We start from the raw sequence: 25899 nt of genomic DNA, 5'->3' as shown, positions 1-25899 counted from the left end.
GCGCAAAACTTCGACGCTAGTTCGCGACGATATTGACGATCCGTCCCGGCACAATGACGATCTTGCGCACGGTCTTTCCGTCAATATGCCGCTTTACGCCTGCATCGGACAAGGCCGCTTGTTCCACAGTCGGATTGTCCGCATCGGCGGCGATGGTGATTTCCGCGCGGCGCTTGCCATTGACCTGCACCCCAAGGACGATTTCGTCTTTCGCCAGCAGCGCCGGATCGGCTTTCGGCCATGGCGCATTACAGATCATGCCTTCGCCGCCGAGCACTTCCCAGCACTCTTCGGCGAGATGCGGGATGAACGGCGCCACAAGCTGCGCCAGCGCGCCCAGCGCTTCGGCGCGGGCCCATGGGCTCGCATCGGCTTCTTTTTTTAGCACGTTCAAAAATTCATAAACGCGGGCGATCGCCTTGTTGAAGCGAAAATTTTCAATGTCGTCGGTGATGCCGGCGATCGCGCCATGGGTCGCCTGACGCAGCGCCTTGTCGCCCTCTTCCGCGCCGGGTTTTGACAGATCCACCGATTTCAGCAGGCCGGGCGCGGCGGAAACCGGGTCCCAGATGCGGCCGATCAGGCGCCATGCGCCTTCAACGCCGCTATCGGTCCATTCAACGTCGCGTTCCGGCGGCGAGTCCGACAGCATGAACCAGCGCGCCGCATCGGCGCCATAGGTCTGCGCAATCGCTTCCGGCGAAACGACATTCTTTTTCGACTTCGACATTTTTTCAATGGGGCCGACGAGGACGGGCAATAGTTCTTTCTTACCTTTGTGGTCTGTGACTGTTGTGCACAGCCAACTCTCATCGCTCTCTTGGAAAAATGGGTGACCAGGTCCGATAAATTCACTAACGCCAAATTGTTCTTCGTATTTGTTGACATCATCGCCGGTGATTTTTTTATCGAACATCAATTTCAAAAGTGCGCCTGAAAAGGCATTACCAATGACGCCCTTTTCAAAAAGAAATTGACCAAGAGCTTTTTTTGCGCGCCATGTAGTTTTTAGCTCTTCCGCTTCCTCAAGGTTAGGTTTCCTAACATCCTCTGGAAGCGCCCACTGTCCTCTGGCATCGCGATAAGTCGCATGCACGACCATGCCTTGCGTGAACAGATTGGCGAAGGGTTCGTCTACGGACAAATATCCGCATTGCTTCATCGCGCGGGTGAAGAAGCGCGCATATAACAGGTGCAAAATCGCATGCTCGATGCCGCCAATATATTGATCCACCGGCAGCCAGTAATCGGCGACCTCTTTATCGACCGGCTTGTCTTTCGGTTGCGAGGCGAAGCGCGCGAAATACCATGACGAGTCGATAAAGGTGTCGAACGTGTCGGTCTCGCGCCGACCCTTGCCGCCGCATGCGGGGCAGTCCACATGCTTCCATGTGGGATGCCGGTCGAGCGGATTTCCGGGTACGGAGAAATCGGCTTCCTCGGGCAGTTTTACCGGCAAGTCTTTTTCCGGCACGGGAACAATGCCGCATTTTTCGCAATGGATCGCCGGGATCGGGCAACCCCAATAACGCTGGCGCGACACGCCCCAATCGCGCAGGCGATATTGTGTGACGCCTTCGCCCTCGCCCATCTCCTCGATCTTTTTGATCGCCGCGGCGATGGCGTCGTCGACCGACAGCCCGTCGAGGAAGCTGGAATTGAAGATCTTGCCCGGCCCGATATAGGGCTCGCCTTCTAGCTTGTAGGTTGCGGCGTCCGCGCCGTCGGGCAGCACCACCGGCGGGATGGCCAGACCGTATTTGGTTGCGAAATCAAAATCGCGCTGGTCATGGGCGGGGCAGCCGAAGATCGCGCCCGTGCCGTAGCCCATCAACACGAAGTTGGCGACATAGACCGGCAGCTTGCGGTCATCGAAGGGATGGCCGGTTTCGAGCGCGGTTTTATAGCCGCGCTTTTCCGCCTTCTCGATCGCTTCTTCCGACGTGCCGGCGCTGGCGCATTCGGCGATGAAGGCGGCGAGATCCTTGTCGGTCTCGGCCAGCTTGGCGGCGAGCGGATGATCGGGAGAGATGGCGACGAAGCTCGCGCCGTAAAGCGTGTCGGGGCGGGTGGTGAACACCTCGACGCCCTCTTCAAAGCCCGCAGGCGTTTTCGTGTCGGCTGCAAAACGGAACTTCATCTGCAAGCCTTTTGACTTGCCGATCCAGTTTTTCTGCATCAGGCGGACATTGTCCGGCCAGCCGGCGAGGCGGCCGTCATCAAGCGCCGCCAGCAGGTCTTCGGCGTAGTCGGTGATCTTGAAAAACCACTGCGACAGCTTGCGGCGCTCGACCGGCGCGCCCGAGCGCCAGCCTTTGCCGTCGATCACCTGCTCATTGGCGAGCACCGTGTGGTCCACCGGGTCCCAATTGACCTGGCTTTCCTTGCGATAGGCCAGTCCCTGTTTCCAGAAGTCGAGGAAAATGCGTTGCTGGTGAACGTAATATTCCGGATCGCAAGTGGCGAATTCGCGCGCCCAGTCGACGGAAAGCCCCATCTGTTTGAGCTGCCCGCGCATGATGTCGATATTGCCGTAAGTCCATTTCGCCGGGTGCGACCCGGTCTGCATCGCCGCGTTTTCCGCCGGCATGCCGAAAGCGTCCCAGCCCATGGGGTGCAGCACGTTATAGCCGCAAGCCTTTTTGTAGCGGGCGATGACGTCGCCCATGGCGTAATTGCGCACATGGCCGATATGGATGCGCCCCGACGGATAGGGAAACATCTCCAGCACATAGTATTTCGGCTTGGTCTTGTCGGCGCTGGTCGCAAAGACGTCTTCCTCAGCCCAGCGCTTCTGCCATTTCTGTTCAACTTCGGTTTTGTTGTAGCGGGACATGGGTCGGGTCTTTCAGATACAAAAAAGCGGCGCCGTCGCGCCGCCTTTTCACCTAGTCTGGCGCGAATTTCTAGCCGTCGATCTGGTTTAGACGAAGCTGGCGGGCGCGGGTGAGGATCGCATTTTCGATCTCGCGGCCGGTCGCCGGGTTCACCGTGGCGTCATCCCAGACGCCATTCTCGCCGCGCACCTGACGGAACACCGATACGCGCAAGGCGTCGGCGCGCAGCGCGCTGTCGAGGATGTACACATTGGTTTTGACCCGCTCATTCGGGATTTCCGGGTTCACATACCAATCGGTGATGATCAGCCCGGCAATCGGATCGGCGGAGAAAATCGGCAGAAAATCAAGGGTTTCCAGCGAGGCCGCCCAAAGATAGCGGTTCACCGTGGTCGCCTGCGCATGGCCGGATTTGTAGTTTGCGAGGGTCTCGTTGCGTGACTCCCCGGCGCTGTTGCCGCCGCAGGCGGTCAGGGCGGCGCAGGCGCTCGCCAAAGCCAACACTTTGAACATACTTGCTTTTTCCGGCTTCATCGATGACTGTCCTGTAAATCCGAGAGGCTCCTGGCGCGTCGCCGTCGCCGGAGAGTGGCTTTCCTACCACAAACCGGCAATTACACAACGCCAAAGCGCCCCCTCGCTTGAACCCCCCCAGCGCTACGCCATTATAGCCGCTGGTCATAAAGCTGTTAACTTTATGTCGTTAACCTGTTTGCGCGCCGTGGAAGTCTTTACTACTGAGCTTCGAAGCTGGCGCGGGAATTGAAAGCATGGGCTGCGGGGGCGGCATATGCGGATGGCGATAAAGGCTTGTGGCGCCAGGGGTGTTGCGTAGGGAGAGTAGCCGGGTTACCGGCATGTTTGAAACGGTCGGGGGGCCGGATCGAGCGAAGCGGAATAAACACGAAGGCCCATTCGAATAAGGGTCTACTGGCGAACGAAACAGCGGGTTGAAGGACTGATGACCAGTCTACGGAGAATGTTGCTAGGCACGAGCGCGGCGGTGATTACCGCCGGCGCCGCTTATGCGGCTGATCCGATCAAGATCGATGTTGACGGCGAAGTCAGCGCCGCCGCCGGACTGGTTCGCGGCGACGACGCCAAGGGCGACGTCAACGCCGAGCTCAATGTCAAAGGCTCGACCCTTCTCAATAACGGCCTTGAGGTCGGCGCCGGTCTTTCCGCGCGTCTCGACGGCCAGCAGCCGCATCAGCTTTTCGGCGGCGGCCGCTATTCCGGCTTGCTCATGGGCGGGCCTCGCGGCATCGCGCCGACCCATAGCGACGCTTATCTTCAGGGCGCATATGCATATGCGCGCGGTTCTTTCGGCCAGTTGATTGTTGGCCGCGAAAAAGGCGCCGCGCAGATGCTTTCCGTTTCTTCGCCGACGATTTTCGCATCGGTGAATGTCAATAATTGGCAGACGGATCTTTCCGGCCTTAACGACATTCACACCATCAACGATGTTACCGGCTATTCGACCAAGCTCACCTATATGCCGCCGGCGAATTTCCTCGGCGGCGTGCTCGGCGGTTTGCAGCTTGGGGTTTCTTATTCGCCGTCGCTGAAAAATTGCGGCGACCTTCTTTGCGCATCGGAAGGCGGTTTCCTGATCGCGCCCGAAGGCGCCATGCTGACGACCGAGAGCCGTTGGGCCGATGCGGTCGAGGCGGCGCTCTATTACGAAAAAGGCATCAAGGTCAGCAGCAGCGAACGGCTCTATCTGGGCGTTGGCGCGAGCTTTGTGACGGCGGACGAAGACAATATCGCGCCGATGTCGTATTTTGATAATTATCAGGCTTATTCGGTCGGGCTCAATCTGGCCTTCCGCGGCATCACCGTGGGCGGCTCGGTCAAGTCAACCAATGCGGGCCTCGCCTCGCTTGAGGATGACGGCTATCTCGCTTTCGATGCGGGCATCACGTTCCGCACCGGCGAGGATGAAGGCGATGTTGCGTTCATGGTTGGCGTTGGCCAGTCGGAAGCGAACTCGCTGGCGACCAACCCGCTTGATCCTACTCTTTATCGCGATACGCGCTCTGCTCAGGCGGGCGTGACCTATGTTCTTGGTCGCGGCATTACGGTCGGCGCTGCCGCCCAATATGTCGAGATCCAAGAAGCCTGAAGCCGTAGGCGGCCCGGAAGAGGCGGCCACGGTGGTGATCGAAAGCTCGATCAAATTCTAAAGTTTCTGAGCGCCTAGCTGCTTGGAGGGGAATGAAGCAGGACGGTTCGTATGAGCCGTCCTGTTTTCTTTTGTGCGCCGCGCAAACCTGACCGGCATTTCTGGCGGGCTGGGGAGAATGACGCCATGCGCGCTCTTTCCGCGCTTGTTATGTAAGCAAGCTGCAAGGAGAGATGATGATGACAAGCATGAATAATCATATCGATTATGTGGAGCTCGCCGCGCAAGACCTGACCGCCGCGAAGAAATTTTACGCCGACGCGTTTGGCTGGGATTTTCAGGATTGGGGTCCCGAGTATGTGAGCTTTTCCGGCGCCGGTCTTGAAGGCGGCATTCGCGGCGGTGAAACGCCGGTCAACGGATCGACGCTAGTCATTCTTTATGCGGATGATCTGGAGGCGAGCGAAAAACGCGTGGTCAAAGCCGGCGGTGAAATCACCGAGCGTCATGACTTTCCCGGCGGACGGCGGTTTCATTTTCGCGATACGGTGGGCAATCAGCTCGGCGTGTGGACCAAATCCGGCGACGAATAGTCAGCCCATTCTTCCCGCCGCAAATTTTCCTTCATCCTGAGGGCGGGCTCGAAGAGCCCGTGTCTCGAAGGGCGAAGGAAAATTCGCTCCTCAGGATGAAGGGGTCCGCCTTTTAAGGTTCAACCCAAAAAAGCGCCGATCGCGGCGATTCCGGCGACATTCGTCCCGGCCAGAAGTCCTGCATTGGTTTCATCGACCCCGCCAAGCGCCAGCACGGGAAGCGGCGCGGCGGCGGCCATCATGCGAAAGCGCGCCGGGCCCAGCGCACTCTCTCCCGGATGGCTTTGGGTCGGGAAAGCGGGCGACAGCAGCGCGAGATCGGCGCCGGAATTTTTTGCGCGGGCCAGTTCGCCGGCGTCATGGCATGAGGCCGTGACGATCATGCCGGACGGCAAGGGCGCATCGGGCGTGAACCAGCGCGGCAGATGCACGCCGTCTGCGCCGATGCGCCGGGCGAGCGCGATGTCGGCGCCGATAATCAGCTTCACCTCGCGGCGGGCGCAAACCGACTTCAACTGCGCCGCCAGTCCGGTGCGGTGCGGAAGATCATAGTCGCGCAAAATCACGGCGCTGCCGCGCGGCAACACGCGCGCGACCAGCAGCGGATGCGGCGCACGCCGGGCGTCGGTCAAAAACGCCAGCGAAAACGGCGCCGTCCCATTTTGGGGTGCGCCCGATTGGCGTTTGAGCCGGAGCGCGGCGGCTGCTAGTTTCGCGGCGCGCAAGCGGAGCCCTTGATGCCTTCCCACAATGACCTTTCTGATGATTTTTCTGCCGATCCGGCGGCCAATCTCGCAGCGATCAAGACAGAAATCGAGACCGCGCTGAAAGAAGCCGGCCGCGCGCCTGGCGCGGTTGTCGTGACCGCCGTTTCCAAAACCCATGAGGCGAGCCGCATCCTGCCTGCGCTGGAAGCGGGACAGCGGGTTTTCGGGGAAAACCGGGTGCAGGAAGCGCTAGGCAAATGGCCGGCCCTGAAAGAACGTTTCCCCGATATCGAGCTGCGCCTGATCGGGCCCTTGCAGACCAACAAGGCGAAAGAGGCGGTGGCCCTGTTCGATGTCATTGAAAGCGTCGACCGGCCGAAACTTGCGCGCATCCTGGCGGAGGAGATGGCCAAACAGAACCGCCGCCTGAAGCTCTATATTCAGGTCAATACCGGCGAGGAGCCGCAAAAGGCCGGCCTCGCCCCGGCGGATGTCCCGGGTTTTCTGGCCCAGTGCCGGGACGAATTCGGCCTCGAAATTGAAGGCCTGATGTGTATCCCCCCGGCTGAAGACGATCCCGCGCCGCATTTCGCCCTGCTCGCCAAAATGGCGAAAACTCTTGGGCTTTCCGGCCTTTCAATGGGCATGAGCGGTGACTATCTGATTGCTGCGCAGCTTGGCGCAACAAACGTGCGGATCGGCACGGCGATTTTCGGCGCCCGGCCTGCTACACAGGAGATCACGGCCGCCTAACGAAAAGTTGTAGGGCGCAAGAATTTCAATTGCTGGTCAATCGGGGCTATGACCCGCCGACCGAATGCATGATCTGGGTGAGAGAGAAATGAACCGTGTAAAGAAAATCTTGCTGGTCGATGATGACGAGCTGTTGCGCGACGCGCTGATCGATCAGTTCGGCGTGCATGACGAGTTCGCCGTAGAGCCGGTCGCAAACGCCAACGCCGCCATTGAGCGCGCCAAGGAAGAAGCCCATATCGACTTGATGCTGCTCGATGTGGGGCTGCCTGATATGGATGGGCGCGAAGCCTGCCGCATCATGCGCAAAAACGGATTTAAATCCCCGATCATCATGTTGACCGGCGCCGATAGCGAGGCCGACACGATTTTGGGGCTGGACGCGGGCGCCAATGACTATGTGTCAAAGCCGTTCAAATTCGGCGTCTTGCTGGCCCGGGTGCGGGCGCATTTGCGCAGCCATGAACAAAGCGAAGATGCGGTGTTCAAGGTCGGCCCTTATGAATTCCGCCCGGCGGTGAAAATGCTGGTGACCCAGGAAGATAAAAAAATCCGCCTGACGGAAAAAGAAACATCGATCCTGAAATTTCTTTATCGCGCCGGCGGCAAGCCGGTGACGCGCGATGTGTTGCTCGACGAGGTCTGGGGCTATAATTCCGGCGTCACGACGCACACGTTAGAAACCCATGTCTATCGCCTGCGCCAGAAGATTGAGCCGGACCCGTCCAATGCGTCGATCCTGCTGACCGAAAGCGGCGGGTACAGATTATCGCTTTAGGCTTTGAGCGCGGCCACAGAGGAACATGATGACCGTTACGATTTACCACAATCCGCGCTGCTCCAAATCGCGTCAGACATTGGCGTTGTTGCAGGAAAATGGCGTCGAGCCTGAAGTGGTTTTGTATCTGGAAAACCCGCCGTCAAAAGCGACGCTGAAAGGGCTTGTGAAAAAGCTCGGCGTCAACAGCGCGCGCGACATGATGCGCATCAAGGAAGCGCCATTTATCGAGCTTGATCTCAAAAACGTCACGGCGGAAACCGCCCTGATCGATGCGATCGCGGAAAACCCGATCCTGCTTGAACGCCCGATTGTGGTGAAAGGCGAGAAAGCCGCCATCGGCCGCCCGCCGGAAGCAGTGCTGGAAATCCTTTAGCGTCCGGCTTCTTCTGCGATGGCGGCGAGTGCGCCGCTCATTTTCTCCGCAGCCGGATGGTCGCCGATTCCATATTCGTGAAAGGTGTGCTCCATGTCGCGCCAGCTCAGCGTGACAAGGCCATCGGCGTTTTGCGTCACCAGCATTTTCAGCGGCAATTCCAGCCCCATTAGCTGCTCCGCCTGCATCACCGGCGCGCCGCCTTTCGGGTTGCCGAAAATAACAAGCGTTGTCGGGCGCAAATCCACATCCACGGTTTGCGCGCCGGCGCCATGGTCGATCACGGCGAATGTTTTAAAGCCGCGCGCATCAATCGCGCCGTGCAACTGCGCCAGCGTCGCATCGAAATCCGCTGCGCTGTCATGGCTCAATATATGCGGCCCGTGATGCTCGGCCATGCTTGTGTCCGCATGATGGGCGGGCGCATCCGTCTGTGCGGAACATGCCGCAAGCGTCGCCGCCGCGATCAGTGTGAGCAGTTTTTTCATGGCGCGTTTCCTCTATTCGCGTAGCAGCTTTTCAATCTTCACCCGCTGCTCCATCAGCGCGTGATAGCCTTCCTCGATAAATTCATCGGCGCGGTCGAACGCTGTGGGCATGGCGTCGCGCATATCCGGCTTGATCAGAATGTCCGGCGGTTCGGCGATGGCGCGGGCGCGGGCGAGCTGCATCTGGAAGATGTCGGCGGCGGCGTAAGCGGTCTCGAACAGATGCGGCTGCGCGCCGGCGCGGGCGCGCGCCATGGCGACCTGGCGGTCAATCGCCGCCATCGTGTCGTCGATCAGCTTGGTCACCGCGCCGGTCATGGTGGCGGGCAATTGATCGTTTTTCGGGACCAGCACCGGCAGTCTCTCCGCCGGCGCATCGAACCGGTCGAGGACGCGCGGCACCGCGTTGAGGTCGACTGAAATCACCACATCCGCGCCAAGCTGGCGGGCCAGCGACACCGGCGCCGGATTGGCCAGCGCCCCGTCCACCAGCCATTTCCCGCGTGTCTGCACCGCATGGAACGCGACCGGAATGGCGCTCGACGCCCGCGCCGCGTCAATCACCGAGCCGGTGGTGAGGATCACCTCTTCGCCGGTGGCGAGGTCTGCGGCGACCGCGCCATATTTGATCGGCAAATCCTCGATATTCTTGTCATAGCTGCGAAACGCCTCAAAGGCGGGCGCGGTGTCGATGAAACCGCCCTTGTGCAGTTTGAGGGTGAAGGTCTGCAGCGCGGAAATCGGTTTCAGGGTGCGCGCCCAGCGTTCAAACTCTTCAAGCGCGCCCAATAGATGGGCGCCGCCCACCAGCGCGCCGACCGAACAGCCGGCAATGGCGTAGGGCTCAACGCCGATCTCCTTCAGCGCCCGCAGGACGCCAATATGGGCCCATCCGCGCGCGGCGCCGGAGCCGAGAACCAGTCCGAGTTTCTTCGCCATTGCGCCCATGCTCCTGAGATTGCGCCGCTTCAACTGGTAAGCCGAATGCGGTCTTGCAATGCTTACGGGAACATAATGCGGCGAGGTGCGGCGCAGGAAGGGCGAAAGCCTGAAAAGATAAAAGAAATCCGCCGCGAAACCGGGAAAACCGGCGCCGGGCGATGGTGGCGTGGGAAAGCGAAGCGAGCCATAGTCGCGGGTTCGAATCACCATTTTGGAGAGAGCCCCGTGTCCGGCGCAGAGCCTGTAAAATCCCTGCGAGAAGCCCTTCTCGAGCAGACCGGCGGCAAAACCGGCGATCAGGCCGAGGGGGAAGAGCGTCTCGGGAGCGAAGCGGATGAAACGCCGCGCCCGCATACGCGCGAAGAAATCATCGCCATGATGGATGAAGCGGTGGCGAAGGCTGGCAAGCCCGAGCGCGCGCCGGGCGGCGGGTTTTTCAACGCCGCGACCTTCTGGCTTTTATGGGCCGGCGTCTTCACTGCGGTCGCGGCGATCATCTATGTGATTTTGAGCGCCCGCGATTCCGGCGGCGCGGGGATCATTCTCGCCGGGGGGCTCGCCCTCCTGATCGCCGTGTTTCTGACCGGCGCGGCGATGAAAATGTTTTCGCCCGTCTTGGTGGCCGGCGTCATGCTGCGCCGTGCGACGGGCAAGAAGCCGGCTGAAGCGGTGGAGCTTGCGGGCGCGGAAATTCTCGGCGCGCTGGGTCTTGCGGAGCGGGTGCTTGATTCCGATCAGGATGCGCGCCTTGTCGCCCGCCGCGACGGCGTCGTCACTTACGCCAACCGGGCTTACTTCAATTTATCGCGCGCCGCCGGGGTGATGGGCCCCGCCGGCCTGCCGCCGCGCATCGACCGGCTGTTCGCCCAGCAAGGGGCGGAAGCGACCAAGGTGTTTCGCCTGTGCAAAGCGGCGAAAAGCGCAGAGACAGCGGAAGAAATCATCTTTCAGACCATGGGCCTTGCGGGCGGCGGCGAACGCCGCCGCTTTGAAGTCAGTGTACGCCCTATTCGCGGCGCCGACGAGCATGTGACCTGGCGCTTGCGCGAATTGCCGCTTGAGGAACAAGAACAGGACAGCCTTGCGGCGGCCTATGCGGATTTTCCCGAGCCGGTTTTTGCGCTGGAGAAATCCGGGCAGGTCGCCTGGGCGAACGCCGCAGCGCGCGAAAAACTCGGCGCGGCGCGCGGACAGGTTCAATCCATTGACGACATCGTGCTGGGCGAGACCGGCGATCTGGTGAGCGCCTTGTGGCGGATTGATCGCGAGCCGGTCAACGCGCAAGTGCGCCGCCGTCACGCCGATCCGGCGGAAGCAAGCTTCGTCGCTTTCCGTCGCGGCGGCGTCGGCGAAGGGTTCGCCTGCGTCGAGATGACGATTGATGAAGGCGCCGACGAAGTCGAAGACGTGGCGCTCTCCGGCGACATTTCGGAATCTCCCTTCGGCATCGCAATTGTCGAAGGCGAATTGAATCGCGACGGCCGGGTCATTGAAGCGAACAAGGCGTTCGCCGATGCGTTTGGCGCGCAAAAGAAAAATGCGCCCCTGGTCAAATCCGTGGCGCAGGCGACGCTCGAAGAAATCGCCGAGGAAATCCGCCGCAAGACCCGCGCCGGGGGCGCGCCTAAAGGCATTGAGGCGACCATCGGAACCGGCGCCGCCGCGCGCACTTATGCGCTGTTCGCCCGTCCGGTCCGCCGCAAGCGCGGTTCTTACGGGGTGCGCCGCACCCTCCTCTATTCGGTTGACGTCACCGACCGCAAACAGATGGAAGAAGAATACGCACAGGACCAGAAGCTGCGCGGCATTGGCGAGCTGGCGAGCAAGGTCGCCCATGACTTCAACAATTATCTGCAAGTGGTGATCGGCCATTGCGAACGCTTGATGCTGAAACATCCGGCCGGCGATCCCGCCTATGGGGATCTGGTGCAGATCCGCGAAAACGCCCAGCGCGCGGCGAACACCACGAAACAGCTCCTCGCCTTTTCGCGCAAGCAGACGCTAAAAAAGAAGTTCTGTCGATCACCGAAATTCTGCGTGACTTCTCGCGCTTCCTGACCCGCTCCATCGGCGAGAAAGTGAAGCTCGAACTGGTCAATGGCCGCGCCTTGCCGTCGGTCAAGGTCGACCGCTATCAGCTTGAAACGGCGGTCATGAATCTGGCGGTGAACGCCCGCGACGCAATGGCGCCCAATGGCGGCGTGCTGACCATCCGTACACAATGCGTTACGGCGGCGGACGTCAAGGCGCGCAATGTGCCGGGCCTGCTCGATCAGGATTATGTGCTGATCGAAGTCTGCGACACCGGTCCTGGCGTGCCGGAAGACATCGCCGCGAAAATCTTCGACCCGTTCTTCACCACCAAGGAAATGGGCAAGGGAACCGGCCTTGGCCTGTCGACCGTCTACGGCATTATCCGCCAGCTTGACGGCGTGATTGCGCTCAAAAGCGGCGCGGGCAAAGGCGCGATATTCGAGATTTATCTCCCCGCTTATGACGCGGAAGACATTGCGGAGCCGGCGGCGCCGAAAAAGCCCGCCACCGCCGTGACGCCGCGTTCGCAGCCGCAAGACCTGACCGGGGCGGGCCGCGTTCTGATCGTTGAAGACGAAGATCCCGTGCGCAATTTCGTCGTCGCGACGCTGACCGATTGCGGCTATGAAGTCAGCGAGGCTGCGGACGCCGAAGAAGCGCTCGAGATGCTGGAAGAAGACATGGATTTCGATCTCGTTGTTTCCGACGTGATGATGCCGGACATAGACGGCCCGACCATGATCCAGCAGGCGCGCGAGACATTGGGCCTGCAGTCAAAAGTGATCTTCATGTCGGCTTATGCGGAGGCGGCGGTGCGCGAACAGCTCGATCTGATCGAGGGTGCGGGCTATATTCAAAAGCCGTTCACGCTTCAGGGGATTGCTGCGCAAGTGAAGGCGGCGTTGTATCCTTCAGCGGATTGATCTGAATTTTTGCGCCGCTTGGGCCGGTGCGTGTAAGAAGGCGGCGGCATGCGGCAGATAGTATTCGACCTTGAGACGACGGGCTTTAAATTTTCCGAAGGACACCGGATTGTTGAAATCGGCGCGGTCGAGATGGTCAATGGCGCCGTCACCGGCCGCAATTTCCACACCTATGTAAATCCGCAACGCGACATGCCCGAAGGCGCCTTCAAGGTGCATGGATTGTCGGCGGCGTTTTTGAGCGACAAACCGCTGTTCACCGATCCGCTTGTGGCGCCGGCCTTTATCGACTTCGTCAATGGCGCTGAGCTTGTGGCGCATAATGGCGTCGGCTTCGACTTGCCCTTTTTGAATGCGGAGCTGGCGGCGGCGGGCCTGCCGACGCTCGACACCAAAAAGATCAAAGACACGCTGCATATGGCGCGGCGCAAATTCCCCGGCGCGCCCGCCAGTCTTGATGCGCTGTGTTCGCGCTTTGGCATTGATACGTCGACGCGCGAACGCGACGGCCACGGCGCCTTGCTCGATTCCAAGCTGCTGGCGGCGGTCTATATTGAATTGACCGGCGGCCTGCAGGCGGGCCTCGACTTCCGCCGCGATGACGGCTCATCCGGGCGCGATGCGAATGGCGAAAGAATGCCGGCGCGCCAGCGTCCGAAAGCCTTGCGCTCGCTCATCACCGATGAAGAACGCGCGGCGCATGAAACCTTCATCGCCGAGATGGGCGATGAAGCCGTCTGGAAGAAGCTGGCGGCGAATTAGCCGGGGCGCCTCAAGCTCAGGCTTGAGCGCCGCCCTGTGCTGCATTGCGCTGGGCGTTCGCCACATAGATGCCCATGAAATCGATCGGCTCGAGCATCAGCGGCGGGAAATTGCCGTTGCGCGTCGCATCGGCGACGATCTGGCGCATGAACGGGAACAGAAGCCGCGGGCATTCCACCAGCATAACCATTTCAAGCTGCTCGCGCGGCACGCCGGTGATTTCAAACACCCCGGCATAGCTCGCCTCGACGACGAACATCGCCTCTTCGCCTTCGCGATTGGCGCGGGCGGAAACCGAGAGCTCGACTTCATATTGATTGGCGTTCAGGCCGCGGCCTTGAACATCGACATTCACATCGATCTTCGGCTGCGCTGAGGATTGGTAGACCGCCGGCGCGCGCGGGTTTTCGAAGGAAAGATCCTTCAGATACTGCGCCAGCACCGTCAGCGACGGCGCGTCTTGCGGATTGACCCCTTGCGGGGCGTCATTCGGTGTGGTCGGCGTATCTGACATCAAGTCGTCCCGTCAGTTTATGAGGAAAAGAGCAAGCTCCTTACACGGCCCGCCCAAGGCCTGCAACCCGGCGCGCCTCCTGGCCAATGCGCCGTTCTATCAGCGGGTCAGGTCCTCATGGCGGACAATATGGCCGCGCACGGCCTTGAGCGCCATCTGGGCGATGATCCGCCGCACGGGCGGGATCAGCAGGGTGAAGCCGACAGCGTCGGTCAGGAAGCCCGGCGTCATCAGGAATGGGGCCGCGACGATCAACAGCGCGCCGTCGACCGCCGAGATCGACCGGCAGGCGGCCGGTTTCGAGATCCTTGCGCGCCGCATGCAGCGCCGCCAGCCCTTGCCAGCGGATAATGAAGCCGCCGAGAAAGGCGGTCATCAGGCAGGCGGCGATCACCGGCAGGATGCCAAACGCATCAGCGGCGGTCAAAAGCACGTAAATTTCTGCAATCGGGCCGATTATAAACAGTGCAATAAGTGCAAACAGCATGGAAACCCCGGGTGTATTCTGCTCTATAGCTCCTATATAGACCGTGCTTGAGCAATATTAAGGTTTCGGAGCGATATTGGCCCCTATGGATCCAGTGCTTCTATTTTTTGCAGGCGTAGCTGCGTTCGTGATTTTCCGGTTGATATCGGTGCTCGGCGCCCGGACCGGGCATGAGCAGCAACATGACCTTGAGGCCGTGCAGCGTTCGTCAGGCGCGCAAGCGGAAAATCAGCGCGACGATGCGCCCGCGCGCGAGGATGTGGCGCCCAAACCGGTTTCCACCAATGCCCGCGTCTTGCGCGATGCAGACCCGGCCTTTGACGAGGCGGCGTTTCTCGACGGCGCCCGCGGCGCCTATGAAATGATCGTTGAAGCGTTCGCCGCCGGCGATCTCAAATCCATCCGGCCCTATCTCAATGAGTCCGTATACGGCGCGTTTCGCGGCGCGGTGAGTGATCGCGACGCGGCGGGCCAGACGAGCGATCTGAAATTTGTCGGCATCGAACATGCGGCGATCACGGACGCTTCCGTCGACGGGGACATGATGTCCGCGACGGTTGAGTTCACATCCAATCAGGTGCGCGTGACGCGCGACCGGGATGGCGAAGTCGTCGATGGCGATCCGAACCGCATCGATCTCGTCAAGGACCGGTGGACCTTTGCGCATAAACGCACAAGCAATGATCCGAACTGGATGCTTGTCGCGACGGGCGGCGCCGAATAACACTAGCCGGCGTAACCAGGAGGGAGCGCCGGTCTCCGTGTCTTGTTCATGAAAATTTCGTCGGGAATGCTGTTGCGTCTGTTTTTGGCGGGCGCTGTCGCAATCGCTGCGCTCGCAACGGCGTTGGTGTTTTCCGGCGTGATCCCGCCTTATTATGCGCGTGACTTCACCGATGCGGATTATGCGCCGCCGGTGATCGACTATCGGCTTGTCGATTTTGACGACATGCCCGGCTGGCGCCTCGACGATCCCGGTCAGGCGCTGGAAGCATTTGTGCGCTCCTGCGCTGTGTTTGAGCGCCGCGATCCGGCGGCGATGGCTAATCCGCTGGAAAATCTCGGTATTTCAGACCCTGCGGTCAGCTTCTCCGGGACTGTCGCCGACTGGTTGCGGCCCTGCGCCGAGGCGCGGGCGCTGATCGTCAGCGCGTATTCCGACCCGGCGAACAAGCGGGGCGCATACCGGTCCTTCTTCGAGTTTCACTTTCAGCCCGTGCGCATTCTTTCCGTACGCACGCCCTTGCCTGACGGACGCGCCCGCCGGGCCGGCCCGCGCATCGATCTTGAAGGCGTGTTCACCGGCTATTTCGAACCTGTCTACGCCGCCTCGCACACGGCGTCAGGCGCACACACCGCGCCGGTTCTTCCGCGTCCGGACGATCTGGTGGAGGTTGATCTCGGCCTGTTTCGCGATGCGCTGAAGGGCGAGCGGATCGCCGGTCGCGTCACAGACGGGCGTCTTGCGCCTTATGAAGACCGCAGCGCACTGGAAACGAAAACGCCGCAGGACGCGCTGGCCTGGCTCGATCCCAATGATCTCTTCTTTTTACAGATACAAGGTTCCGGGCGGCTGTTGTTTGAAGACGGCGAAGTGATGCGCGTCGGCTATGCGGCGCAGAACGGTCACCCCTATACGGCGATCGGACGCGTCATGGTGGAGCGCGAATTGATGCCGCTCGATCAGGTGAGCATGCAGTCGATCCGCGGCTGGCTTGATGCGGCCGCTCATGAGGATGCGGCGGAATTGCGCGCCCAGAACCCTTCTTATGTGTTCTTCCGGCCGCTGGACGAGATCGCAGCGGGTCTCGGTCCGCTGGGCGCGCAAGGGGCGCCGCTGACGGCGGGCCGCTCCCTCGCGGTCGACCGCCGCTTCACGACGCTGGGCGCGCCGGTCTGGGTCGATATCGAGCCGGTGGCGGGCGCTGGCGCCGATCCGATCCGGCGGCTGGTGATCGCGCAGGATACGGGCGGCGCGATCAAGGGGCCGATACGTGGCGATCTGTTCTGGGGCTCGGGCGAGGCCGCTGGCGAAATCGCCGGCGCCATGAACGCCAAAGGCGCGATGATCGTCCTCCTGCCCCGGCGGCTGGCGGAGCGGCTGCCGCCGCGATCCGGGGAGCTCAGAACCGGGAAATCCCGGTCATGAGCCGGCGGCGCGGCCTGACGCCCGAAGAGGAAGCGCTGTGGTGCAAGGTCACCCGCGATGTGGCGCCGTCGCGGATGAAAAAGCCTGTGCCTGAAATGCTCGTCTCGCCCCCGAAATCGATGCAGAAACCATCCTCCGGCATGGGTCTGGCGCGCCGTTATATGGGCCTGGAGGGCGGTTCGGCGGGGCCTGCCTCCCATGGCCGGCCAAAGCCCCCTCGCCCCGGCTTGAGCATCCCTTTGCGTCCGGTGACCCGCGGCTTGAAAAGCTCGCCGGGCGCGGCCGCCTGCCGATCGATGCGACGCTGGACCTGCATGGCCATACCCAGCGTACCGCAAGGCCGGTGTTGCACCAGTTCATCGCCGAGGGCTATGCGCGCGGCGCGCGCTGTCTTCTGGTGATTACGGGCAAGGGCGCGCCGGAATTCACCCGCGGCGTGGAGGCCGAAACGGGCGGCGCCTGGAGCGGGGGCCAGAGCGGGGGCATAGGCGGGGGCATGAGCGGCGGGTCGGGACGCGGCGTGCTGCGCGCCCGGCTGGCCCATTGGATCGGTGAAGACACGGTGCGGAAATTCGTGTCCCGCGCAAGCCCCGCCCATCAGCGTCATGGCGGCGGCGGCGCGTTTTACATTTTCCTCAAGCGATAAAAAACCCGCCATGAAGGCGGGTTTTTTGGGTCGTTATTTTTCGGGGCGTTACGACCCGCTCATCAGCCGGATAAGCAGGTAGACGATCAACGCCGCCGGAATGACAAACACCAGCAAGACCCGCGACAGACGAATAAACATCGTCTCGGCGAACTCGCCGAACCAGGCGCTGACCGCTTCGCTCCACCAGCGGCGCGGCTTGTGGCGCGGCAACTGGTTGGTCTCAAACGGCACCGCGGCGAGCACTGTGACGCCGCGATTTTTCCAGCGCTGGAATGCGGTTTTCAACGCGCCATTGACGACGGAGCCGCGCAGGCGCCGGGTCCACATGGAAATCGGTCCGTAGGAAAAGTCTTTCGGATCGAACTCGACATCAAGCAACACCGCCGCCGGCGCCGCGCCTTCGCTGTCTTCATCCATGCGCACGATGGAATGACGAACGCCGAAATTGCGCAGATAGTCTTCAATGTCGCCAAGCGAAGCGGCTGTGGAATCGCGGCGGAAGCGCAGCATCATGCGCACGCCCTGATTGCCGGTGCTCTGTACAGAGAGCATCACCCAGGCGGCCATTGCAATCGCGGCGCCAAGCGCCGTCATGGCGCCGGCGGTCAGGCCGGACAGCCACGCAATCGAGTCGGGCAGGTTGAGTTCAATCGTTGTCGAGGTCGCCAGCCCGAACAGGCCGAGGCTGACCAGCGCGATGGCGAGCGTGCTCGCAGCGTAGCCGAACATTTTGACAAAGCCGGCGCCGAAGGAGCCGCGCGGGCTGGAAATCGCCTGCAAGCGGCGCACCCAATAGCGGGTCTTGGCGTCGGTCGTGCGATAGGCGTCTTCCACCAGGGTCTGGTCGAGATTTTGCTCGACAACGAGGAAGCGGGTCTTCGCCGGCGTCGCATCATCGTAATTGTGGTCGATGATCACATAGTCGGAAGAGCGCATGGCGACTTCGTAAGGCAGGACCATGCCGAACAGTTTTGAATCCTGCGTATCGGCGCCAAGGGTCGAATAGAACCGCGTTTCGCCGCTCACCGGGTCGAACATGGTGTTGGTCTGGCGCGACGGATTGGCCGTTGACCGCGCCAGCCGCGCCAGTTCGCGATGGGGTTCGATCATTTGCGCGGTTTCGCGCACTTCAACGCCAACCGCGCGCAAGCCGTCAAGCTTCGACTTGCAACGGCGGGATGCGTCGGGGCCGGCGAACACCATATCAATCCGGTCACGGATCAATTTCTGGTCGGCCATATCGATAGGCAGGCCGGCGCGCGGCATTTCGATATCATAGTCGCCGCCCGGCGTGTTGCCGCTTTCGGAATCCAGCAGGCCCCATGATTTACGCATGCGCCGCTGCAGGGCGGAAAAGCCAGTGCCCGGATGTGATGACTGAATGAGATCGTAAAGCTGCGATTCATGCACGGCGAGGCAAAGCTGATCGGTCGCCGCAACCTGTTCCACGCCCAACAGGCCGAACTGGCTCCCGAGCGCGCGCAGGCTTTCAAAATCATAACCGGAATAGGGATGGTAAAACGGGATGAGGGCGAAATCCGCCGTCCCCTGCTTCACCGCCATCAAGGACTGTTCTTTGGTCCGCAGCGGCATGGTGTCGGAAAAGCGGTAGTCAAATTCGTTATTCGGGCTCGCCTCTTCGAATTCGCGTTCGGTGCGCGCGTTTACCGCGGCGAAGCCGGCGTCGAAGACAGTGCCGTCCTTGCGGGCGCGGCGCAGGAACTCGTCAGTTGCGCGATAGCCAAAACCCCACTCCTCGCCGGTGAAGGCGATGCGCGGGCGTTTCTTGCCTTTGCCGATTTCGTTGGGGGTTTCCTTGGTCTCGACCTTGTCCGTGAAACGCGGATCCGCGTCCTCGGCATAGGCCATCATCGTCCGCCGCTTCCAGGGCCGTGTTGAGCCGTCTGCCATGGCGTTATTCCCCGCTGCCAATCCCTCGTGAAACTTTAGATTAACCCGTCATTAACGATCATGAAAGCCCGCTTTTTGGGGCTCCGCACGCGATTTCACGGCGGATTCTCACCGCCAGGCGCGGAATCGCCCGAATTCCGGCAATTCGCGGCGCCGGCGCTGGCGCCAATTCGCCTCCGGGCTGGTTATTCCGGGTCCGAAAGCGCCAAGGCTATCTAAAGGATATACTTGGACAAATCGGCGTTTTTGGTGATCACGCCCAACCGCGCCTCCACATAGGCCCGGTCGATGGCGACCGCCTCCCCGCCCTGATCGGCGGCGGTGAAGGAAATCTCGTCGAGCACCGTCTCCATGATCGTCGCCAGACGCCGGGCGCCGATATTCTCCACCCCGGCGTTCACTTCGGCGGCGGCGTCGGCCAGCGCGTCGATGGCGTCCTCGGCGAATTCGAGGGTCACATTCTCGGTCGCCAGCAGCGCGGTGTATTGCTTGATCAGGCTCGCCTCGGGCTCGGTCAGGATGCGGCGCAGATCGTCCCGCGACAGCGCTTCAAGCTCGACCCGGATCGGCAACCGCCCCTGCAGTTCCGGCAGCAAGTCCGACGGCTTTGACAGATGGAACGCGCCGGAGGCGACGAACAGAATGTGGTCGGTTTTCACCGGCCCGTATTTTGTGGCGACGGTCGCGCCTTCGATCAGCGGCAGGAGATCGCGCTGCACGCCTTCGCGCGAAATGTCGCCGCTGGCGCGATCGGAACTGCGCGCGATTTTGTCGATCTCGTCGAGAAAAACGATGCCGTCATTTTGCGTCAGGTCGACTGCTTCGCGGTTGATGGTTTCCTCATCCATCAACTGATCGGCCTCTTCGGCCAGCAGCGGTTCATAGGCGTCTTTGATCTTCACGCGGCGGGTTGATTTTTGGCCCTGAAACGCTTTGCCGAGCATGTCGGACAGATTGATCATGCCCATTTGCGCGCCGGGCATGCCGGGCACTTCAAACATTGGCGACGACGATGACGCTTCGCGCAGATCGAGTTCAACCTCGCGGTCGTCAAGCTCGCCCTCGCGCAGTTTTTTGCGAAAGGCTTCGCGCGTTGACTCGCTGCCATGTTCGCCGACCAGCGCATCAAGCACGCGCTCTTCCGCCGCCGCCTGCGCCGCGGCTTTGACGTCTTCGCGTTTTTTCTCGCGCACCATGCCGACGGCGATTTCAGCCAGGTCGCGCACAATCGAATCCACATCGCGGCCCACATAACCGACCTCGGTGAATTTCGTCGCTTCCACTTTCAGAAAGGGAGCGCCCGCGAGCTTGGCGAGGCGGCGGGAAATTTCTGTTTTGCCGACCCCGGTGGGGCCGATCATCAAGATGTTTTTCGGCGTGATTTCTTCGCGCAACGGGCCTTCGACGCGGCGGCGGCGCCAGCGATTGCGCAAAGCGATGGCGACGGCGCGTTTGGCGGCTTTCTGGCCAACGATGTAACGATCGAGTTCGGAAACAATTTCGCGGGGAGAAAAATCAGACATAAATATCAGGCGTAACCATGTTGTGAGGGACCGCCCTCACATAGAGATTCCAGATGAAAGCGCAATGGCGCGGGGCTGTGGGGCTAGAAAAACAAGGTGCGATAAAGGGCGCAAAAAAAGGGCGCCCGGTTTGGGCGCCCTTGATCTGGTTCGCTGCAATGAAAGCTTTCGGCTTAAGCTTTTTCTTGCGCGCGGCGAAACCGAAGCCTGCAATGCCGGCCAGGAAGAGCGGCAGAGCTGCAGGAAGCGGCACTTCCGGCACTTCTTCGAAGGTCACTTTTTTCAGCTTCCATTCGGACTTCTTGGTTTCGCAGACTTTCTTTTTCTTGCCGTGCTTCCATTTGTAGTAGCAGGACACTTCGGAATAGCTCGTGCCGATGCCGAACAGTTTGCCTTCAAGCAAGCTTGCTGCGACGAGGCCGCTCAGCGAAACGCTGCTGTAACCGGATGAAAGGCTCTGATCGGTCAGGACCCGCTCAAGAATGCCGTCGTCATTTGAATCGACGAAGAGGTCGAATTTCGCATAGCTGTTGGCATAGTTGAACACGAGCTGTGTCAGGCTGACGACCTTGTCGAAAGCGAGGATCAGCACTTCCGGGTAATATCCGTCTACCGTGTGCTCGCCGTCATTCTGGTCATGCGAGATGCCGGTGCCGTAGCCGTTGTAAAGGACAGGACGCGCGTTGTACTGTCCCTCGGTTACGACCGCTGGCGTGTCGTCGGTGTAAAGGCCAGCCGTCACCGTCATGGTGACGCCATCGTCTTCATAGGTCTGTGAAGACGACGTTCCCGAAACATAGTCGGAATAGCTGTTGGTAGAGATGGTCGTTGCGTTGGCGGCTGTGGCGCTCATCAGAGCGGCAGCGGCGATCGCGGTTAGCTTTTTCATAGTACTCCCCAAACTCAACATAAAACTCGAGAACTACTCCCAACGTGAAACACTATCCCTTGTCAATCGTGTTTCTTGCGGCGCAACACAACCTTCGGCTGTGGTTGCGCGCCACCTTAACTGTGCGGCATCAACGGGTTAGGGTGCGGCAGGGAGAAATGAGCAAGGCGAATCAATGGGTTTGCCGATTAACGTGCCGCGGTGCAGCATCGCGCAATCGATAAAATCGTCACCAGGTTAGTTACGATACAGTAAGATTTATATGGACTGTGTTTTTTAGGACACGCCGAGTCGGGCGCACGGTGTTCACTCGGCGATCGTCTCCAAGGTCAGGGATTCATTTGTATAGATGCAAACAGATGCGGCGATCGCCATCGATTTCTTGACGATTTCTTCCGCAGAAAGTTCGGTTGCTTCCATCAGGGCGCGGGCGGCTGAGCGGGCGTAATCTCCCCCCGACCCGATTCCGGTGACGCCGAATTGCGGCTCCAGAACGTCCCCGGCGCCCGACAATGTGAGGGTCACCGATTTATCGGCGACAATCATCATGGCTTCCAGGCGGCGCAGATAGCGATCCGTGCGCCAATCCTTCGCCAGCTCGACGCAAGCCCGGGTCAGCTGATCAGGATATTGCTCCAGCTTGGCTTCCAGCCGCTCCAGCAGGGTGAAAGCGTCCGCGGTGGCCCCGGCGAAACCGGCGATCACCTTGCCGCCGGCGAGGCGGCGCACTTTGCGGGCGTCGCCTTTGACCACGGTGTTGCCGAGGCTGACTTGCCCGTCCCCGCCGACGCAGACGGCGCCATTGCGGCGCACGGCGAGGATTGTTGTTCCGTGCATTGACTCATTGCTCATGATTTCTGCTCTATTTTCAGTATCTTGCTTCGCGACGGGACCGGCGCTCCATGGACGGGGCGATGGTTTTTGAATAGGAAGGGCCGAAGACGCGGCCAGGGAAGCGGCCTGAATGCCACCAAGGGCGGCAGGCGTCAAAGGAGACGGCAATGCGAGCGGCGACGGTTGAGCGGAAGACACGGGAGACGGAGATTTTCGTCGCCCTCGAACTCGACGGTTCGGGCGATTACGACATCGAAACCGGCATCGGCTTTTTCGATCATATGCTCGAGGCCTTCGCCAAGCACGCCATGATCGATCTCAAAGTGCGGGCGGAGGGCGACCTTCACATCGACATGCATCACACGGTCGAAGATGTGGGCATCGTCATGGGCCAGGCGGCGGCCAAAGCGCTCGGCGATTGCGCCGGCATTCGCCGCTTCGGCGCATCCTATATTCCCATGGATGAAACCCTGTCGCGCGCAACGATCGATATTTCAAAACGCCCCTATCTTATTTGGCGCGTGAATTTCGAACGCCCCAAAGTCGGCGATATGGACACCGAACTTTTCAAGGAGTGGTTCCACGCCTTTGCAACCAATGCCGGTCTTTGCCTGCATGTTGAAAATCTTTATGGCGAGAACACGCACCATATCATCGAGAGCTGTTTTAAAGCGACGGCGCGGGCGTTTCGTGAAGCGCTTGAAGCCGATCCGCGCAGCGATGGCGGGGCGCCGTCAACCAAGGGTTCCCTTGGCAGTTAAGCGCGCGGCTCAGGCGTAAAAATAAACGGCGACAATCATCAGGACAAACACCGCGCCTGCGATCGACGCCATCAGAATATAGCGCACATGATCGCCTGTATGGCCCTGGCGCACTTCCTGGGTTGTCCGCGTTTCTGAATGGCCGTCCGCCGTTTCGCTCGGCGCGACGCGGATAGAATCGTCGGTGTTTTCCGCATTCTCATCCGCGCGGCCGTGGTGATCGTGATGTCTTTGCTCACGGGCTTCGACTGGCATGGCGTGCTCCTCTCAGTATCGGGGCGCAAAATCAGCGCCTCATTGGGGAACAGCTGGCGGCCGGGATTGTTCCCGCCCGCTGGTGTTTCATCGCTTCGCTAGCGGCATCGGCGGGTGTGGCCGGGATCTGCCGCCTTGCCGGTTTCTTCAAGCAAGACGCAGCTATGTCCGCTGTCGCCCTCGGGCATGGGCACGCCCTTTGCGAGCATGAACTTCACCGAATGCGCGCCAGCAAGCCCGGCGGGAAAGCGCGCGATCGGTTTCTTGATATAATAGACGCCGTCACTCAGTCGCTCGATCTTGCCCTCTTCCATCAATTGAACGAGACCGGCTTGCTGGGGGAGCACGTCATAGGCTTGCGCCGACGGCGAAGCGATGACTGATTTTGCGTCGATGGTCGCGACGCCGCCGGGCGAAAATCTTTTGAGCGCGGCGATTGTATTGGCGTCCGCCTTTGATTCCGGAGACTGATTTTTTCCGGCGTCTTGCGTCAGGCTGGTGACGCTGCCGTCTTTTTCCAGAACAAACTGGTTCTGGCCCATCACCACAACGGGTCCCCTGCCCCGTGATTTCTTTTCGGGAGTGACGCCGGACGGCACGCCGATGCTGTCTATGGAATAGACGCCGAACACATTGGAGACGGGGTGGTCCAGAAGGTTTTCAGTGATCGCTTTCGCCTGCAGGGCGCCGCCGTCCTCTGATTTTGAAAAATACTTGAAGCATGCGCCGGGCGGCAGGAACGTGACCTTTGACTTCGGCACGCCGACAACGCCGACCCCGCTATGAGGATACTGCGCCACGGCGACGAATTTTGAAATGCGTTTCACATCGCCTTCAATGCGCCAGATGAAGGGGTCATATGTCGTGACGAAAATATAGAGCGGCGCCTTGCCGGATTCGATAATCATGCGGCCGGTGCTGGTGGTTCGGTCCATGCCGGCGACGGATACGGATGAAATGGCGTCGCCTTCATACCCGCTGACAATGACGACCTCTTCATTGGCCGCCGCAGCAGGCGGTTTGCAGTAAAGCGCCTGGCTTGCATTGATGCGCGCAGACCTTTCGGCTTGCGCATTCGCGTTCATCACCTTGCGGACCTCTTTCATTTCGTCATCGTCGAGAATGTCGTTCTTGTCGATGTCGAAATGCGCAAAGGTTTTCCGCCCAAGCGCCAGCAACTCGCCCGCAGTGAGCTTGCCGTCATCATTCGGGTCAAGCGCGAGCAGATCGTGAAGCGTCTTCGTCCGGCGGTTCGGTGTTAGCTGCGCGCCCTCATCGGCGAAAGCGAGCGCTTCCGCGAGCGAAATCTGTTTGTCCCCATCGCTGTCGGCGGTGAGGATTTTCTGCACTTCCGATGCGACGCGGCGCTCAACATTTTCATCGGTTTCGGAATTGCGTTTGGTCGTAATGCTTTTTGGCAAGGACGCTTCGATCTCCGCCATGGTGATGTTCCCGTCGCCATCGGTGTCACGGCGCAATTCTTTTTGCAGAAGCGACGACCGGCTTTGCGCGAGCGCTTGCTGGTCAATTTCGTCAATCAGCGCCTGATCGATATACAGATGATCGCGCCCCTGATTGCGCAAGGGCGACAAAAGACTGCTGAGATATTGTTCCTGGTATTTCGCGCTGAGCGGTGTGCTCAACACCTGGGGAATGGACGCCTCCGGCGCCTCCGCCAGGGCGGGCGCGGCGATCAACAGGGCCGGGATTGTGAAAACGGTCTGCCAAAGGCGGGTCTGCATCTGCGTCTCCTTTGTCCGTCACTGCTTTTATGGCCCGGCAATCTTTAGGAATGCTTTCCCGCAGGCGCGAGATTGGGCGAATTCCGCAGTTTCCTCAGTTGACCATGGCGGCGCTTCGCGGTCAGATTGCGGCGGTTTAGGGGTGTCGCTACGGCGCCGAATGTTGCGTTTCGTCTGGTGCGGAAAACCGCGCCGGGCTGTCGGTCGCCGAACAACAGGAAACGTTTCAATGATCATTAAAACTATCTGCGCCGTATCTGTCGCGGCGAGCGCCATGATGTCAGCGGGCATCGCCGGCGAATGGGCTGACGCCTGCACGGCGACGCTGGAGGCTGATGGCCGCGACGCGTCCGGATGCAGCTGCCTTGAAGAAGAAATCGACGCGAACGGTCTGGCCGACGAATTTTTGCAGCTCGCAGAAATCGCGGACCCGGCAGAGCGCTACGATGCGGCGTCAGACGACGCCAAAGCGGCAATGGACAAGTGCACCCGGTAGTCGGGGCTTTTTGGGAGATTTGGTTATGAAGAAGATGCTTATTGCGCTCGCGATTGCGGGCTTTTCCGCGGCGCCGGTCATGGCGCAGGATCTGGAAGCAGGCTGCGAAGCCTATGCGGCGGAGAACGGCACTGACGCGTCCGGTTGCGCCTGCCTTGCGGAAACCGCAGACGCCGATGTCGCGGAAGAGCTGATGATGGTGGCCGGACCTGAAGATTTCGACGGTCTGAGCGACGACGCCAAAGCCGCGATCGGGGCCTGTTTCCCGGCCGCTTAAGGGCTGAAAGACCATTTCGGGGCGCCTCGCCCCATCGGAACGGAAAACCGCGCCTGGTTCAGGCGCGGTTTTTCTTTGCGCCCTCCCCTTGCTC

General features: G+C 60.6%; 27 protein-coding genes and 1 pseudogene. 14 read left to right on the top strand and 14 right to left on the bottom strand.

The window, feature by feature from the left end; translation table 11 throughout:
* Positions 1–16: 16 nt before the first annotated feature.
* Both leuS and AC0L8G_RS02580 read right to left on the bottom strand, forming a co-directional pair.
* Entirely contained in the window at positions 17–2836 is a 2820-nt protein-coding gene (gene leuS, locus AC0L8G_RS02585; RefSeq protein WP_473386513.1) for a leucine--tRNA ligase, read from the bottom strand.
* Positions 2837–2906: 70 nt separating this feature from the next.
* A complete protein-coding gene (locus tag AC0L8G_RS02580) occupies positions 2907–3350 on the bottom strand; it encodes a DUF3576 domain-containing protein (RefSeq protein ID WP_473386512.1) in 444 nt (147 codons plus the stop codon).
* Positions 3351–3816: 466 nt separating this feature from the next.
* Between AC0L8G_RS02580 and AC0L8G_RS02575 the strand changes: the two genes are divergently transcribed.
* Both AC0L8G_RS02575 and AC0L8G_RS02570 read left to right on the top strand, forming a co-directional pair.
* On the top strand, positions 3817–4962 hold the full coding sequence (locus tag AC0L8G_RS02575) for a porin (RefSeq protein WP_473386510.1): 1146 nt from the start codon (positions 3817–3819) through the stop codon (positions 4960–4962).
* A gap of 233 nt (positions 4963–5195) precedes the next feature.
* Positions 5196–5555 (top strand): VOC family protein, encoded by a 360-nt coding sequence (locus AC0L8G_RS02570; RefSeq protein ID WP_473386508.1) that lies wholly within the window; start codon positions 5196–5198, stop codon positions 5553–5555.
* Between the two features lie 119 nt (positions 5556–5674).
* On the opposite strand, the gene AC0L8G_RS02565 is transcribed toward AC0L8G_RS02570, so the two are convergent.
* Positions 5675–6280 carry a thiamine phosphate synthase gene (locus AC0L8G_RS02565; protein WP_473386506.1) on the bottom strand — a complete coding sequence of 202 codons (606 nt, stop codon included), beginning with the start codon at positions 6278–6280 and terminating at the stop codon, positions 5675–5677.
* Between the two features lie 12 nt (positions 6281–6292).
* On the opposite strand from AC0L8G_RS02565, the gene AC0L8G_RS02560 reads away from it, so the two are divergent.
* From AC0L8G_RS02560 to arsC, 3 genes are all read left to right on the top strand, one after another.
* Complete coding sequence (locus AC0L8G_RS02560; protein WP_473386505.1) at positions 6293–7015, top strand: YggS family pyridoxal phosphate-dependent enzyme; 723 nt, start codon at positions 6293–6295, stop codon at positions 7013–7015.
* Positions 7016–7103: 88 nt separating this feature from the next.
* The gene (locus AC0L8G_RS02555; RefSeq protein WP_473386503.1) at positions 7104–7793 is read left to right on the top strand and encodes a response regulator transcription factor; all 690 of its coding nucleotides are present in this window, start codon (positions 7104–7106) and stop codon (positions 7791–7793) included.
* A gap of 25 nt (positions 7794–7818) precedes the next feature.
* Entirely contained in the window at positions 7819–8169 is a 351-nt protein-coding gene (gene arsC / locus AC0L8G_RS02550) for an arsenate reductase (glutaredoxin) (protein ID WP_473386501.1), read from the top strand.
* Here arsC and AC0L8G_RS02545 read toward each other — a convergent pair.
* Both AC0L8G_RS02545 and AC0L8G_RS02540 read right to left on the bottom strand, forming a co-directional pair.
* Positions 8166–8657 (bottom strand): DUF302 domain-containing protein, encoded by a 492-nt coding sequence (locus AC0L8G_RS02545; RefSeq protein WP_473386500.1) that lies wholly within the window; start codon positions 8655–8657, stop codon positions 8166–8168. The two genes, arsC and AC0L8G_RS02545, sit on opposite strands and share 4 nt — an antisense overlap.
* Positions 8658–8669: 12 nt before the next feature.
* Positions 8670–9809, bottom strand: a complete 1140-nt coding sequence (locus AC0L8G_RS02540; protein WP_473386498.1) for a patatin-like phospholipase family protein — start codon at positions 9807–9809, stop codon at positions 8670–8672.
* A 15-nt stretch (positions 9810–9824) separates the two neighbouring features.
* On the opposite strand from AC0L8G_RS02540, the gene AC0L8G_RS02535 reads away from it, so the two are divergent.
* Genes AC0L8G_RS02535 through dnaQ form a run of 3 tightly spaced genes read left to right on the top strand, consistent with a single transcriptional unit; the run spans position 9825 to position 13318 of the window.
* The gene (locus AC0L8G_RS02535) at positions 9825–11657 is read left to right on the top strand and encodes a PAS domain-containing protein (RefSeq protein WP_473386495.1); all 1833 of its coding nucleotides are present in this window, start codon (positions 9825–9827) and stop codon (positions 11655–11657) included.
* A 20-nt stretch (positions 11658–11677) separates the two neighbouring features.
* Positions 11678–12556, top strand: a complete 879-nt coding sequence (locus tag AC0L8G_RS02530) for a response regulator (RefSeq protein ID WP_473386493.1) — start codon at positions 11678–11680, stop codon at positions 12554–12556.
* 48 nt (positions 12557–12604) lie between these two features.
* On the top strand, positions 12605–13318 hold the full coding sequence (gene dnaQ / locus AC0L8G_RS02525; protein ID WP_473386490.1) for a DNA polymerase III subunit epsilon: 714 nt from the start codon (positions 12605–12607) through the stop codon (positions 13316–13318).
* A 16-nt stretch (positions 13319–13334) separates the two neighbouring features.
* Here the strand turns inward: dnaQ and secB are convergent, their stop codons facing one another.
* The 3 genes and pseudogenes from secB to AC0L8G_RS02510 form a co-directional block, all read right to left on the bottom strand.
* Positions 13335–13832 carry a protein-export chaperone SecB gene (secB, locus tag AC0L8G_RS02520; protein ID WP_473386487.1) on the bottom strand — a complete coding sequence of 166 codons (498 nt, stop codon included), beginning with the start codon at positions 13830–13832 and terminating at the stop codon, positions 13335–13337.
* 99 nt (positions 13833–13931) lie between these two features.
* Positions 13932–14063, bottom strand: coding sequence for an FxsA family protein (locus AC0L8G_RS02515; RefSeq protein ID WP_473386483.1), 132 nt, complete (start codon positions 14061–14063; stop codon positions 13932–13934).
* 109 nt (positions 14064–14172) lie between these two features.
* Positions 14173–14319, bottom strand: a pseudogene (locus tag AC0L8G_RS02510) (FxsA family protein); the annotation flags it as partial.
* Between the two features lie 127 nt (positions 14320–14446).
* Between AC0L8G_RS02510 and AC0L8G_RS02505 the strand changes: the two are divergent.
* From AC0L8G_RS02505 to AC0L8G_RS02495, 3 genes are all read left to right on the top strand, one after another.
* Positions 14447–15043 carry a Tim44/TimA family putative adaptor protein gene (locus AC0L8G_RS02505; RefSeq protein WP_473386481.1) on the top strand — a complete coding sequence of 199 codons (597 nt, stop codon included), beginning with the start codon at positions 14447–14449 and terminating at the stop codon, positions 15041–15043.
* Positions 15044–15109: 66 nt separating this feature from the next.
* Positions 15110–16468, top strand: coding sequence for a murein transglycosylase A (mltA, locus tag AC0L8G_RS02500; protein WP_473386477.1), 1359 nt, complete (start codon positions 15110–15112; stop codon positions 16466–16468).
* A 343-nt stretch (positions 16469–16811) separates the two neighbouring features.
* Positions 16812–17114 (top strand): Smr/MutS family protein, encoded by a 303-nt coding sequence (locus AC0L8G_RS02495; protein ID WP_473386476.1) that lies wholly within the window; start codon positions 16812–16814, stop codon positions 17112–17114.
* 48 nt (positions 17115–17162) lie between these two features.
* Here AC0L8G_RS02495 and AC0L8G_RS02490 read toward each other — a convergent pair whose 3' ends face one another.
* The 4 genes from AC0L8G_RS02490 to hslV all read right to left on the bottom strand — a co-directional run bounded on the left by AC0L8G_RS02490 (position 17163) and on the right by hslV (position 22292).
* Positions 17163–19028: a hypothetical protein gene (locus AC0L8G_RS02490; RefSeq protein WP_473386474.1), complete on the bottom strand. Its 1866-nt coding sequence runs from the start codon at positions 19026–19028 to the stop codon at positions 17163–17165.
* 215 nt (positions 19029–19243) lie between these two features.
* The gene (hslU, locus tag AC0L8G_RS02485; RefSeq protein ID WP_473386471.1) at positions 19244–20551 is read right to left on the bottom strand and encodes an ATP-dependent protease ATPase subunit HslU; all 1308 of its coding nucleotides are present in this window, start codon (positions 20549–20551) and stop codon (positions 19244–19246) included.
* Complete coding sequence (locus AC0L8G_RS02480; RefSeq protein ID WP_473386469.1) at positions 20544–21440, bottom strand: VPLPA-CTERM sorting domain-containing protein; 897 nt, start codon at positions 21438–21440, stop codon at positions 20544–20546. Before AC0L8G_RS02480 ends, hslU begins: the two co-directional genes overlap by 8 nt.
* Before the next feature lie 306 nt (positions 21441–21746).
* Positions 21747–22292 carry an ATP-dependent protease subunit HslV gene (hslV, locus tag AC0L8G_RS02475; protein WP_473386466.1) on the bottom strand — a complete coding sequence of 182 codons (546 nt, stop codon included), beginning with the start codon at positions 22290–22292 and terminating at the stop codon, positions 21747–21749.
* Positions 22293–22441: 149 nt separating this feature from the next.
* Here hslV and hisB point away from each other — a divergent pair, with 149 nt between their 5' ends.
* The gene (gene hisB / locus AC0L8G_RS02470; RefSeq protein WP_473386464.1) at positions 22442–23035 is read left to right on the top strand and encodes an imidazoleglycerol-phosphate dehydratase HisB; all 594 of its coding nucleotides are present in this window, start codon (positions 22442–22444) and stop codon (positions 23033–23035) included.
* Positions 23036–23044: 9 nt separating this feature from the next.
* Here the strand turns inward: hisB and AC0L8G_RS02465 are convergent, their stop codons facing one another.
* Together AC0L8G_RS02465 and AC0L8G_RS02460 are read right to left on the bottom strand one after the other, a co-directional pair.
* Positions 23045–23290: a hypothetical protein gene (locus AC0L8G_RS02465; RefSeq protein ID WP_473386461.1), complete on the bottom strand. Its 246-nt coding sequence runs from the start codon at positions 23288–23290 to the stop codon at positions 23045–23047.
* Between the two features lie 98 nt (positions 23291–23388).
* Entirely contained in the window at positions 23389–25032 is a 1644-nt protein-coding gene (locus AC0L8G_RS02460; protein ID WP_473386457.1) for an EF-hand domain-containing protein, read from the bottom strand.
* Positions 25033–25261: 229 nt separating this feature from the next.
* Here AC0L8G_RS02460 and AC0L8G_RS02455 point away from each other — a divergent pair, with 229 nt between their 5' ends.
* Both AC0L8G_RS02455 and AC0L8G_RS02450 read left to right on the top strand, forming a co-directional pair.
* A complete protein-coding gene (locus AC0L8G_RS02455) occupies positions 25262–25528 on the top strand; it encodes a hypothetical protein (protein ID WP_473386455.1) in 267 nt (88 codons plus the stop codon).
* Positions 25529–25553: 25 nt separating this feature from the next.
* Positions 25554–25805, top strand: a complete 252-nt coding sequence (locus AC0L8G_RS02450) for a hypothetical protein (protein WP_473386452.1) — start codon at positions 25554–25556, stop codon at positions 25803–25805.
* Positions 25806–25899: the final 94 nt, after the last annotated feature.

This window comes from Hyphococcus sp. D3-15 (assembly GCF_055809375.1).
Note: the sequence above shows the minus strand (reverse complement) of the source record. Positions and strands in the feature narration are given on the sequence as shown.